This window comes from Streptomyces sp. NPDC005728, from assembly GCF_040630895.1.
Lineage (GTDB): Bacteria > Actinomycetota > Actinomycetes > Streptomycetales > Streptomycetaceae > Streptomyces.
The window spans coordinates 1-12,201 of the sequence record NZ_JBEXYL010000045.1; the positions used below are offsets into that span (position 1 = coordinate 1).

The window sequence follows — 12,201 nt, forward strand, 5'->3', positions numbered from 1 at the left end:
TCCTGATCCCCGTCGCGGGCATCCTGGACATCCTCGACAACTACGCCTTCATCCGGACCTCCGGCTACCTGCCGGGCCCGAACGGCCGAACCACCCGACGTCGCCCGTCTGCCGGCCGTCCGGCTCAGCCCTGACCTGTAACGAAAGGGAGACCTCATCGATCTGACGCCGCTGTTGTCCGCGCCGGAAGGGCAACCCCGCTGTGCCACGTCCAGCGTCGATCCGATGCGGCCGCCGGCCTGGTCGAGGAGCGCCAGTCGAAGTCGGGCCAGATGGCGTTCGGTGAGTCCTCGACCGTCTCGGCCACCCCCAGGGCCCGGCCGGCGGGATTTCCAGTCGGAAGGCCGGGACAGACGCGGCCCGCACTCGTGTCGGATCCCGCTCCAGGCGGGCGTACTGTTCGGTGGACACCAGTGATTTTCCGCTCTCCATCACCTGGCTCACGCGGCCAGACCGATCGGGCACCGGCGGAACGATCCGTCGAGGACCGCGCGGTCCCTCAGCCACTCGAGGACCTCCGCCGCGGGTGCCCCGGCGAGGAACCATTCGCGAACATGGTCACCGCGCAGCAGCGCACGTGCCCGGAAACCCATCTCCATGAGCCGCCCGCTGCGTTGCCGCACCGCCAGTACGCCGAACCAGCCTCCCTCTCTCCTGCACGTCGCCGCGGCCTCCTTGGCGGCCGGCAGATCGCCGGGGTCGATCAGGACATCGAAGGCCGGACGGCGGATCACTGCAGACTCCGGGTAGCCGAGCAGCACCTGGGCCCGCAGGCTCCAGCCGGCCACGGTTCCCCAGTAGTCGAGCACCGCCGAGGCGGCGTGGTGGGCGCACGCAGTCCCACGCCCAGAACTATGGTGTCCCACCACAAACACCTCTGACCTGTACGTTCCTACGGTATGGCGACACGCAACCGTCCCCGTCACACGCCAGGAAGTGGTGCCGATGTCGTCGCCCGCAAGCACCCCACCCGCTCCCCCGAACCTCCCCCGCATCGTCGCCGCCAGCCTCATCGGCACCACCATCGAGTGGTACGACAACTCATCCGATGAGAGCTGCGAGGTGCGGTCTTGTGTACTCCGCGGCCCGAAAGTCAGCACCGAACCAGCACCGGAGCGTGCTGGCCGGCCAAGAGGAGCACGGAAGGCATGCGCCTGTGCCATGCGGCGGACCGCAGCCACTCCTCGGACTGCCCGAGCGGGTCGGCAGGGTGCATGACGGACGTTCTTCCGCCCGGCGGTACGTCCTCCTCCCGACCCGTTCACCCGTATTCGACGGCCGCGTCCAGCAGCCAGTCCGTCAAGTAGCCGGCGAAGGAGGAGCGCACCAGTACCCAGAAACCCGCCCTGGCTTCGTCGCGGGCGACCAGGACGACCTGCGTGCGCGCCAGCGTTGTCTGGGCGCAGCGCCCGGGGCCGAAGGCTCGCGGGTGGAGGTCCAGTGGGCAGCCGTGGGACAGCAGGTCGCGGGCGCGGGGTCCGGCGACCAGGACGGTGGTGCGCTGGGCGGAGACGTCGGTGACGGAGACGGGATCGGCCCCCGCTGCCGAGCGGATCCGGCTCTCCAGATCCCGCTGGGCGCCGGGCCGACCGACCACCAGCCATTCGTCGGGGCCGAGCCACACCGCGGTCAGGTCCCCGGCGCGCACGACGGTGTCGGGTTCCAGGGGCAGTGGGAGCCCGAGGGCGAGTCCGACGGCGTCCGCCGCCGGGCTCTTCGCGTCGAGGCGGACGTTCACCTGGGCCAGGAAGGGGAGTTCGGCCAGGCGGACCGCGCCCCCGGAGGAGCGCGTCGCGGCAGCCAGGCGGTCGGCGGCATGCGCCAGGGGGCTGCGCTGCCGTGCGGTCGGGGCGGTGTCAGCCATCGCGGCGGGCTCCCTCGGGGTCGTAGAGGACGGGGCTGGCGACGGTCACCGGGAGCAGCCGGTCGCCAACGGGTGCGTACAGACGTTCGCCGATACGGTCCCGGCCGCCCTTGACCAGGGCGAGCGCGAAGGTCCGACCGAGCGCCGCGCTGCGGTAGCTGGAGGTGACATGGCCCAGCATCGGGACCGGCGGGGCGGGCAGTGCGCTGTCGGCGACCAGCTGGGTGCCCTCGGGCAGGAAGGCGGACGGGTCCTCGGGGAGGAGTCCGACGAGGTGCTTGCGGTCGCCGCGGACGGTGTCGGCGCGGGCGTAGGAGCGCTTGCCGATGAAGTCGGGCTTCTTCTTCGACACCGCCCAGCTCATGCCCAGGTCCTGCGGGGTGACCGTGCCGTCGGTGTCCTGACCGATGATCGGGTAGCCCTTCTCGGCGCGCAGCACGTGCATGGTCTCGGTCCCGTACGGAGTGACGCCGTACGAGGCACCGGCCTCGTACAGGGCCTGCCACAACGTGAGGGCGTCCCAGGGTGACACGTTGATCTCGTAGGCGAGTTCGCCGGAGAAGCTGATCCGGCACACACGTGCGTCGATGCCCGCCACGGTCGTCTCCCGCCACGCCATGAACGGGAAGTCGTCGTTGGACACGGCAAGTTGGGGTGCGAGCGAGCCGAGGAGCCGGCGGGAGTGGGGGCCGACCAGAGCGACGGTGGCCCACTGCTCGGTCACGGAGGTGCAGTGGACGCGCAGTTCGGGCCACTCGGTCTGCAGCCACTCCTCCATCCAGTCCAGAACGGCCGCCGCGTTGCCGGTGGTGGTGGTGACCAGGAAGCGCTCCCGGTCGAGCCGGATGACGGTGCCGTCGTCGAAGATCATGCCGTCCGGGCGGCACATCACGCCGTAGCGGATCATGCCGACCTTCAGCGTGCTCATCATGTTGGTGTAGAGCAGGTCGAGGAAGGCTGCGGCGTCCGGGCCCTGCACGTCGATCTTGCCGAGGGTGGAGGCGTCCATGAACGCGACGCCCTCGCGGGCGGCACGGCACTCGCGCAGCACGGCGGTCTCCATGTCCTCGCCGTCCTGCGGGTAGTACCAGGGCCGCTTCCACTGACCGACGTTCTCGAAGAGGGCACCGTGTTCGACATGCCAGCCGTGCAGGGCGGTCGTGCGGATCGGGTCGTGCAGCGCGCCGCGATCGCGGCCCGCGAGGGTGGCGAAGGAGACGGGCGTGCAGGGCGGGCGGAACGTCGGCAGGCCGAGCGCGGAGATGTCCACGCCGAGGAGTTGCGCGACGATGCCGCTCGCGAGAACCCCGGAGGTCCTGCCCTGGTCGTTGGCGGTGCCGGCCGTGGTATAGCGCTTGGTGTGCTCGATCGAGCGCAGGCCGGCCCCGGTCGCGCGGGCCAGGTCGTCGACGGTGACGTCGCGTTGGAGGTCGACGAAGCAGGGCGCGTCGGCCGGTGCGGGGACGGCGAAGACCTGCATGGGCGGCGACTGTGGCCGGGCCGGGACTGCGGGCAGTGCGGGGGCCTCGGCGGTGTAGCCCTCGGCTTCGACGGCACGGACTCCTGCCGCCGCGCCCTGGGCCAGCACTGCGGCGAGGTCGAAGGTGCCGGCCGCGCTGCCCGCGACTTCCAGCGCCTGACGGCAGGTGTCCGGGACGAACGTGCCGAGCGCCTCGTCATGGCGGAGCTTGCCGCCGGCCTGGCTGAACAGGTGCGCCACGGGATTCCAGCCGCCGGAGACCAGCAGGAGGTCGACGGCGAACTCACGCTGCCCGGCAAGCTCTCCGTACGGGGCGACCGTTACAGCGGTGAGGCGGGCCTTGCCCTCGGTGCCGGTGACCGCGTGGCCCGCCAGCACCTCGATCCCGGCGGACCGGGCACGGTCGGCCCACTCCCCCGCTGCGGGGCGCGTGTCGACGATCGCCGCGATCCCGACGCCCGCTGCCGCGAGGTCGAGGGCGGCGGGGTAGGCGCTGTCGTTCGTCGTGAAGACGACGGCGTGGCGGCCGGGGGCGACTCCGTGGCGGTTGACGTAGGTGCGGGCCGAGGCGGCCAGCATCACGCCAGGGCGGTCGTTGTCCCCGAAGGCCAGCGAGCGCTCGTGGGCGCCGGTGGCGAGGACGACTCGGCGGGCACGGATGCGCCAGACGCGTTCGCGGGAGACGTTCTCGGGGGCCCCGGCGCCGAGGTGGCTGGTACGGCGTTCGACGGCCAGGAGGTGGTTGTCGTCGTAGTAGCCGAAGACGGTGGTGCGGCGCAGGACGCGCACCTCGGGGGCCGCGTCCAGCAGGGCGGCGGTGGCCGAGACCCAGTCAAGGTGTTCGGCCGTGCCGAGCAGGCTGCCGCCGGGCTCCGGCTGGTCGTCGGCGAGGATGACGCGGGCGCCGCTGCGTACTGCCGCGGCTGTCGCCGCGAGGCCGGCCGGTCCGGCGCCGACGATCAGCAGGTCGCAGTGGGCGTGTACGGCGTCGTAGCGAGCGGGGTCCGGTTCCGTGGCGAGGCGGCCCTGGCCGGGCAGGCTGCTCGCGACCAGGCCGTCGTACAGCTCGACGGTGGTCGCGGGGAGCATCGGCTCGGGGAAGGGGGCCTCGATCTGGACCACCGCGTTCGGCTCCTCGACGCCGGCCGAGAAGATGCCGCGGGGGCGGCCGAGCTTGATGCTGGTCGCTGCCGCGATGACGCCGTTGGCAAGGAGGGCGGAGGCGAGGGTGTCGCCGCGGTAGCCCTGGTATTCGGTGCCGTCGAAGGTGAAGGTGAGGGGGGTGTCGCGGTCGATTCGGCCACCGGTGAGGGTGCGGAACGGATGGCCCACGGTGGAGCCGCTGGTGGATGCAGCGCCCCCGCCGCCCCTACCCGCCCCGTCCTCCAGGGGCTCCACCCCCTGGAGCTCCGTCGGCCCTGAACGGGCCTCGTCATCGATCGCCGGACGGGCTGACACAGCCAGGGCCGGCTGAGAAGTCACCGGACGGGGCTCCAGCGTCTCCGGACGCGGCTCGCCCGTCCGGTAGACGGCGAGGATCTCGTTGCTCGCCGTGTCCCGCACCGCGTTGAACCACCGGCGGCACCCCGCCGCGTGGCTCCAGCGCTCGGCGAACGGCCCTTTCGGGTTGTCGCGGAAGAAAAGGTACCGCGCCCACTCCTCGTCGGTGAGGGCGGCCGGGTCCTCGGGGTAGGCCACGTGCGCCTGGCCACCGTAGTGGAACTCGGCCTCGTCGCGGGGCCCGCACCACGGGCAGGGGATGAGCAGCATGTCGTTCGGCTCCCTTGAGGATCCCTAGTGGGCCACCGCGGCCGCGCCGTGCTCGTCGACGAGCGCGCCGGTGGTGAAACGGTCGAGCGAGAAGGGGGCGTTGAGGGCGTGGGGGGTGTCGTGGGCGATGGTGTGGGCGTAGACCCAGCCGACACCCGGGGTGGCCTTGAAGCCGCCCGTTCCCCAGCCGCAGTTGAGGTAAAGGCTGTCGACGGGGGTGAGGCCGACGATCGGTGAGGCGTCGGGACTGACGTCGACGATGCCGCCCCAGGTGCGCAGCACGTGGGCGCGGGCGAAGACGGGGAAGAGCTCCAGGGCCGCGGACATCTGTTCCTCGATGATGTGGAACGCGCCGCGCTGGGTGTAGGAGTTGTACGCGTCGATGCCCGCGCCCATCACCAGCTCCCCCTTGTGCGCCTGGCTGACGTACACGTGGACGGCGTTGGACATGACCACCGTCGGGTGCACGGGCTCCAGGAGCTCGGAGACCAGCGCCTGCAACGGATGGCTCTGCAGCGGGAGTTCGACGCCCGCCATCGCCGCCAGCACCGAGGTGTGGCCGGCCGAGCAGAGGGCCACCTTGCCGGCCGCGATCGGGCCCAGGGCGGTCCGGACGCCGACCACGCGGCCGCCGACCACGTCGAGACCCGTGACCTCGCAGTTCTGGATGATGTCGATCCCGGCCGCGTCCGCCGAGCGGGCGAAGCCCCAGGCCACGTAGTCGTGCTTGGCGATGCCCGCGCGCGGCTGGTAGGTGCCGCCGAGGACCGGATAGCGCACGTCGGGTGAGGTGTTGACGATCGGGCAGACCTCTTTGACCTGCTCGGCGTCGAGCCATTCGGCGTCCACGCCGTTCAGTCGGTTCGCCTCGACGCGACGCACGCTGTCGCGGACGTCCTGGAGGCTGTGGGCGAGGTTCAGCACGCCGCGCTGGGAGAAGAGGATCGGGTAGTCCAGCTCCTCCTCCAGCCCTTCCCACAGCTTGAGAGCGTGTTCGTAGATGCCTGCGCTCTCGTCCCACAGGTAGTTGGAGCGGATGATCGTGGTGTTGCGGGCCATGTTGCCGCCCGCGAGCCAGCCCTTCTCCAGTACGGCGACGTTGGTGATGCCGTGGTTCTTCGCCAGGTAGTGGGCGGTGGCGAGCCCGTGTCCGCCGCCGCCGACGATCACCACGTCGTACGACCGCTTCGGCTCGGGCGTGCGCCAGAGCCAGTCGGGGTGGTCGGGGAGGTCGGCGCCTGGGGTGCTGGGGCTCATCGGGCGTCTCCGGCTTCCGAAAGGTGCGGGTAGAGCGGGTGCCTGGCGGCCAGGGCCACGGTGCGGGCGCGCAGCGCGGACACGTCGGGCTCGGGCTGGAGGGCCAGGGCGATCACGTCGGCGACCTCGGCGAAGTCCTCCTCGGCGAAGCCGCGGGTGGCCAGGGCGGGGGTGCCGATGCGCAGCCCGGAGGTCACCATGGGCGGGCGCGGGTCGAAGGGGACGGCGTTGCGGTTGACGGTGATGCCGATCTCGTGGAGCAGGTCCTCCGCCTGCCGACCGTCCAGGGAGGAGTCCCGGAGGTCGACCAGGACCAGGTGGACGTCCGTGCCGTCGGTGAGCACCTTGACGCCCGCCGCTGTGGCATCCGGCCGAGTCAGGCGCTCGGCCAGGATGCGGGCGCCGGCCAGCGTGCGGGCCTGGCGTTCGGCGAACTCGGGCGACGCCGCCACCTTGAAGGAGACCGCCTTCGCGGCGATGACGTGCTCCAGCGGGCCGCCCTGCATTCCGGGGAACACTGCCGAGTTGATCTTCTTGGCCAGGTCGGCGTCGTTGGTGAGGATGACTCCGCCGCGGGGGCCGCCGAGCGTCTTGTGCGTCGTGGTGGTGACCACGTGCGCGTGCGGGACGGGGCTGGGGTGCAGTCCTGCGGCGACCAGGCCCGCGAAGTGCGCCATGTCGACCATCAGCAGGGCACCGACCTCGTCGGCGATGCGGCGGAAGGCCGCGAAGTCCAGCTGCCTCGGATACGCCGACCAGCCCGCGATGATCATCTTGGGGCGGTGCTCCTTGGCGAGGCGCTCCACCTCGTCCATGTCCACGAGGTTGTCCGTCTCGGCGACGTGGTACGGGACGACATTGAGCATCTTGCCGCTGTAGTTGATGCGCATGCCGTGGGTGAGGTGTCCGCCGTGCGCGAGGTCCAGGCCGAGGATGGTGTCGCCGGGCCGGAGGAGGGCGAAGAAGACGGCGGTGTTCGCCTGGGCGCCCGAGTGCGGCTGGACGTTGGCGTAGCCGGCGCCGAACAGGGACTTGACGCGTTCGATGGCCAGGCGCTCGGTGACGTCGACGTGTTCGCAGCCGCCGTAGTAGCGACGGCCGGGGTAGCCCTCGGCGTACTTGTTGGTCGCGACGGACCCCTGGGCCTCCATCACGGCGGACGGCGCGAAGTTCTCGGAGGCGATCATCTCCAGGGTGGACTGCTGGCGGTGCAGCTCTGCGCGGAGTGCGGCGTGGACCTCGGGGTCCAGCTCCGCCAGGGGTGTGTTCAGCGCGTTCATACGGTGTTCGCGTTCCTCTCGGCGGCCTCGACGACGTTGGCGAGCAGCATCGCCCGGGTCATGGGGCCCACGCCCCCGGGCATCGGCGCGAGCCATCCGGCGACCGTGGCGGCCTCCGGGTGCACATCGCCGGCGAGCCCGTGGTCGGTGCGGGTGATGCCGACGTCCAGGACCGCCGCGCCGGGGCGCAGCATGTCCTTGGTGATCAGTCCGGGCGAGCCGGCCGCCGCGACGACGATGTCCGCCTCGCGTACGTGCCAGGCCAGTCCCTTGGTTCCGGTGTGACACAGGGTGACGGTGGCGTTCTCGGAGCGGCGGGTCAACAGGAGTCCGAGCGGACGTCCGACCGTGATGCCCCGGCCGATCACGCACACACGCGCTCCGGCGAGCGGCACCTCGTACCGGCGCAGCAGTTCGACGATGCCGCGCGGGGTGCACGGCAGTGGTGCCTCGACGCCGAGGACGAGCCGGCCGAGGTTGACGGGGTGCAGCCCGTCGGCGTCCTTGGCAGGGTCCATGCGCTCGAGTACGGCGCCCGCGTCCAGGTGGCGCGGGAGCGGGAGTTGCACGATGTAGCCGGTGCAGGCCGGGTCGGCGTTGAGTTCGTCGATGACGTCCTCGACCTGCTGCTGTGTCGCGTCGGCTGGCAGTTCGCGGCGCAGGGAGGCGACGCCGATCTGTGCGCAGTCACGGTGCTTTCCGGCGACATAGGCGTGGCTGCCCGGGTCGTCACCCACCAGGACGGTACCGAGGCCCGGCTGCCGTCCGGTGCTGATGGTCAACTTGGCGACGCGGTCGGCGAGTTCATGGCGGACGGTGGCTGCGGTCGCCTTGCCGTCCAGCAGTTGTGCGGTCACCGGCGGTGTTCCTTCCCCAGGGCTAACCACGCAGACGGGACATGGTCGGGTCGAACAGGGGCTCCTCGGCGACGACCGCCTCGACGCGCTGGTCGAAGTAACCGATGTGCACGGTGGTGCCGGGGGTGGCGAGCTCCGCCGGGAGCCAGGCGTAGGCGATGCCCTTGCCGATCGTGTAGCCGTAGGCGGCGCTGGTGACGTAGCCGACGGCGCGGTCGCCTTCGTACACCGGCTCCTTGCCCATGACGACGGACCGGGGGTCGTCGATGGTGAGGCAGGTCAGCCTGCGGCGGACGTCGGCCTTGCGGCGTTCGAGTGCTGCCTTGCCGATGAAGTCGTCCTTGTCGAGCTTGACGGCGAAGCCGACGCCGGCCTCGTAGGGGTCGTGCTCGTAGGTCATGTCGGTGCCGAAGGACCGGTAGCCCTTCTCCAGGCGGAGGCTGTTGAAGGCGCCGCGGCCCGCGATGATGCCGCCGAGCGGCCGGGCCGCGGCCCAGAGGGTGTCCCAGAGCTTCTGGCCGAGGTCGGCGGTGGTGTACAGCTCCCAGCCGAGTTCACCCACGTACGACAGGCGCATCGCGGTGACGGGGACGCTGCCGATGTGGGCGCGCTTGGCGCGGAAGTACTTGAGGCCGTCGTTCGAGAAGTCCTCGTCGGTGAGGGGCTGCAGCACCTTTCGGGCGAGCGGGCCCCACAGGCCGATGCAGCAGGTCCCGGGGGTGATGTCGCGGACCTGGACCGTGCCGTCGGCGGGCAGGTGGCGGGTGAACCAGTCCAGGTCCAGGTTGCCGTTGGCCCCGACCTGGAAGAGGTCGCGGGCCAGGCGGGCGACGGTGACGTCGCTGCGGATGCCGCCGTCGTGGTCGAGGAGGAGGGTGTACGTCACCGAGCCGGCCGACTTGGCGACCTTGCCGGTGCACAGGCCCTCCAGGAAGGCCGCGGCGCCTGGGCCGCTCACCTCCAGACGCTTGAGGGCCGTCATGTCGTACATCGCGACCGTCTCGCGGGTGACCTGGGCCTCCGCGCCGACGACGGGCGACCAGTAGCGGGCGGCCCAGTCGCCCGGGGTCGGGATGGAGCGGCCCTCGACCAGGCCCGCGTTGGCCTCGTACCACTGCGGGCGCTCCCAGCCGTTCGCCTCCAGGAAGAACGCGCCGTGTTCCTGCTGACGGGCGTGGAAGGGGCTGGTGCGGATGGGGCGCGGCTTCCCGGACGGCTGGAGCGGGTGGAGGATGTCGTAGACCTCGGCGAAGTTCTGGCAGTCGCGGGCCAGGACGTACTCCGGGGAGAGCTGGTGCGGCTCGAAGCGGTTGACGTCGCACTCGTGCAGGTCGAAGGAGGAGCAGTGGCCGTCGACCAGCCATTCGGCGACGGCCCGGCCGACGCCTGCGGAGTGGGTGACCCACACGGCCTCCGCGACCCAGAAGCCCTCGACGTCCGGTGACTCGCCGAGCAACGGGTAGCCGTCGGTGGTGAAGGAGAACAGGCCGTTGATGCCCTCCTCGACCTTGGCCTCCCTCGTCGCGGGGAGCAGCGACCGGGTCGCGGTCCAGGCGTCCTCGAAGTCCTCCTCGGTGAACTTCATGACGGACGGCATCTCTTCGGCCTCGTCGACGGAGAGGATGTCGTCCGCCGAGACGGGCATCGGGCGGTGGCCGTAGTAGCCGATGCCGATGCCGTCGAAGCGGTCGCGGTAGTAGAGGCCGGCGTCCTGGTGGCGCAGGATGGGGCGGACCGCCTCTTCCGTCTGGCCCGCGAGGGCCGGTACCGGCCCGGTCCAGGCGAGCTGGTGGGCGAGCGGGGTGAGCGGGAGGTTCATCCCGGCCATGCGGGCGATCTTCGGGCCCCAGATGCCGGCGCAGCACACGACGATGTCGGCGGGGATCTCGCCCTGGTCGGTCAGGACTCCGGTGACACGGCCCTCGTTCTGCCGTACGTCGAGGACTTCGTGGCGGGCCAGGAAGCGCACGCCGCGTCCGGTGGCCCGGCGGATCTGCGCCTCGACGGCGAGGACGGCCTTGGCGAGGCCGTCGGTGGGGACCAGGAGGCCGCCGAGGACCTTGTCGCGGTCGACCAGCGGATGCTGCTCGACGCACTCGTCGGCGGTCAGCAGGCGCGCCTCGATGCCCCAGGCGGTGATCCAGCCGTGGCGGCGGTGGAGTTCGGCGAGGCGCTCGGGGGTGGTCGCCACTTCGAGGCCGCCGACCTGCAGGAAGCAGGGCTTGCCGTCGACGTCGAGGGAGCAGAACTTCTCGACGGTGTAGCGGGCCAGCTCGGTCATGGTCTTGGAGGGGTTCGTCTGGAAGACCAGGCCCGGGGCGTGCGAGGAGGATCCCCCCGTGGCCGGGAGGGGGCCCTGGTCGACCACGGTCACTTCGGTCCAGCCGCGTGCGGAGATCTCGTCCGCGAGGGCCGCTCCCACGACGCCCGCTCCGATGATGACCACTCGGGGTCCCGCCATCGCTCAACCTCCGAACTCGAAACCGGTCCAGTTGCTGTCTGCGCAACGTGATTCAGGTTGCGCAACTCAATGTGCCTGCCCCCGAGGAGGGGTGTCAAGGGGGCGCAAGGCGTCGGTGAACAGCGCGAAAGACCAACGGGCCCGGCCGGCTGCACTGGCAGCCTGCCGGGCCCGTTCAGGGGTTTTCGGGGTCGCCGACGCGTCACCGCTCCACGGCCGGAGACGGTGACGGCGGCGGTGACCCGGACGTGTCTGCGCCCGCTACTTCAGCCAGGCGTCGACCTTGCCGCGGTTCGCCTCGACCCATTTCTTGGCGGCCGCGTCGTCCGACATCTTGTCCACCGCGATGTACTTGGCCACGGTGTTCTGGTCGTCGTTGGTCCAGTTGAACTTCTTCACCAGGTCGTACGCCGGGCTCCCGGACTTGGCGAACTTCGCGCTGACGACCTTGTCCAGGTCGTAGACGGGATAGTCGCAGGCGACCTTCGCGGCGTCGGCGTCGCAGCCCGTCGTGTACTTGGGAAGGTTGACCTTGACCAGCGGCACCTCGGACAGGAACCACTGCGGCTCGTAGAAGTAGCCGATCACCCACTGCTTGTTCTTCTCGGCCGTCCGGAAGGCCTGGATGAGCGCGGTCTCGCTGCCCGCGTACACCACCTTGTAGTCCAGCTTCAGGTTCTTCACCAGCGCCGCGTCGTTGGTGACGTACGACGGGTCGCCGTCGAGCAGCTGACCCTTGCCGCCCGACTCGGAGGTCTTGAACTCGGACGCGTACTTGCCGAGGTTCTTCCAGTCGGTGATGTCCGGGTGGGCCTTGGCCAGCCACGGCGGCACGTACCAGCCGATGATGCCCTTGTTGCCGGTCTGCCCCGCCTCGACGGCAGTCTTCTGCCCGGTGATGTACTTCTTCTTCAGATCGTCGTGGCCCCAGTTCTCCAGGACGGCGTCGACCTCGCCGGTCCCGAAGCCCTGCCAGGCGATCTCCTCCTTGAGGTCCTTCTTCTTGACCGTGCAGCCGAGGTCGTGCTGCGCGACGTACGCGACGACCGCCGCGTCCGCCTCGTAGCCCACCCACGGGTTGACGGCCAGGTTGAACGTGCCGCACTTGCCGCCCGAGCCCTTGGAGCCCGCGGAGGAGGTGTCACCGACCTTCGCCCCTCCGCACGCCGTGAGGGTGAGGCCGAGGACGGCCAGGCCGGCCGCGCCGGCTCGCCAGTGTCTTGCCATGGTGT

General features: G+C 70.9%; 8 protein-coding genes. All 8 read right to left on the reverse strand.

The window, feature by feature from the left end; translation table 11 throughout:
* Nucleotides 1-440: 440 nt before the first annotated feature.
* Entirely contained in the window at nt 441-866 is a 426-nt protein-coding gene (locus tag ABZ471_RS27090) for a hypothetical protein (protein ID WP_359069771.1), read from the reverse strand.
* Between the two features lie 395 nt (nt 867-1,261).
* Nucleotides 1,262-1,864 carry a sarcosine oxidase subunit gamma family protein gene (locus tag ABZ471_RS27095; protein WP_359069773.1) on the reverse strand — a complete coding sequence of 201 codons (603 nt, stop codon included), beginning with the start codon at nt 1,862-1,864 and terminating at the stop codon, nt 1,262-1,264.
* A complete protein-coding gene (locus ABZ471_RS27100; protein ID WP_359069776.1) occupies nt 1,857-5,114 on the reverse strand; it encodes a sarcosine oxidase subunit delta family protein in 3,258 nt (1,085 codons plus the stop codon). The genes ABZ471_RS27095 and ABZ471_RS27100 overlap by 8 nt, the downstream gene beginning before the upstream one ends.
* Nucleotides 5,115-5,138: 24 nt before the next feature.
* Nucleotides 5,139-6,371 carry a sarcosine oxidase subunit beta family protein gene (locus tag ABZ471_RS27105; RefSeq protein WP_359069778.1) on the reverse strand — a complete coding sequence of 411 codons (1,233 nt, stop codon included), beginning with the start codon at nt 6,369-6,371 and terminating at the stop codon, nt 5,139-5,141.
* Complete coding sequence (gene glyA / locus ABZ471_RS27110; protein ID WP_359069780.1) at nt 6,368-7,651, reverse strand: serine hydroxymethyltransferase; 1,284 nt, start codon at nt 7,649-7,651, stop codon at nt 6,368-6,370. The genes ABZ471_RS27105 and glyA overlap by 4 nt, the downstream gene beginning before the upstream one ends.
* The gene (locus tag ABZ471_RS27115; RefSeq protein WP_359069782.1) at nt 7,648-8,508 is read right to left on the reverse strand and encodes a bifunctional methylenetetrahydrofolate dehydrogenase/methenyltetrahydrofolate cyclohydrolase; all 861 of its coding nucleotides are present in this window, start codon (nt 8,506-8,508) and stop codon (nt 7,648-7,650) included. Before ABZ471_RS27115 ends, glyA begins: the two co-directional genes overlap by 4 nt.
* Nucleotides 8,509-8,530: 22 nt before the next feature.
* On the reverse strand, nt 8,531-10,969 hold the full coding sequence (locus tag ABZ471_RS27120; RefSeq protein ID WP_359069784.1) for an FAD-dependent oxidoreductase: 2,439 nt from the start codon (nt 10,967-10,969) through the stop codon (nt 8,531-8,533).
* Between the two features lie 261 nt (nt 10,970-11,230).
* Nucleotides 11,231-12,196: an ABC transporter substrate-binding protein gene (locus ABZ471_RS27125; RefSeq protein WP_359069785.1), complete on the reverse strand. Its 966-nt coding sequence runs from the start codon at nt 12,194-12,196 to the stop codon at nt 11,231-11,233.
* Between the last annotated feature and the right edge of the window lie 5 nt (nt 12,197-12,201).

What these genes read in the sequence shown, in the direction of transcription:
- ABZ471_RS27105 (WP_359069778.1), bottom strand. Translation starts at nt 6,371, where the DNA reads ATGAGCCCCAGCACCCCAGGCGCCGACCTCCCCGACCACCCCGACTGG.
- ABZ471_RS27120 (WP_359069784.1), bottom strand. Translation starts at nt 10,969, where the DNA reads ATGGCGGGACCCCGAGTGGTCATCATCGGAGCGGGCGTCGTGGGAGCG.
- ABZ471_RS27095 (WP_359069773.1), bottom strand. Translation starts at nt 1,864, where the DNA reads ATGGCTGACACCGCCCCGACCGCACGGCAGCGCAGCCCCCTGGCGCAT.
- ABZ471_RS27125 (WP_359069785.1), bottom strand. Translation starts at nt 12,196, where the DNA reads ATGGCAAGACACTGGCGAGCCGGCGCGGCCGGCCTGGCCGTCCTCGGC.
- ABZ471_RS27100 (WP_359069776.1), bottom strand. Translation starts at nt 5,114, where the DNA reads ATGCTGCTCATCCCCTGCCCGTGGTGCGGGCCCCGCGACGAGGCCGAG.
- glyA (WP_359069780.1), bottom strand. Translation starts at nt 7,651, where the DNA reads ATGAACGCGCTGAACACACCCCTGGCGGAGCTGGACCCCGAGGTCCAC.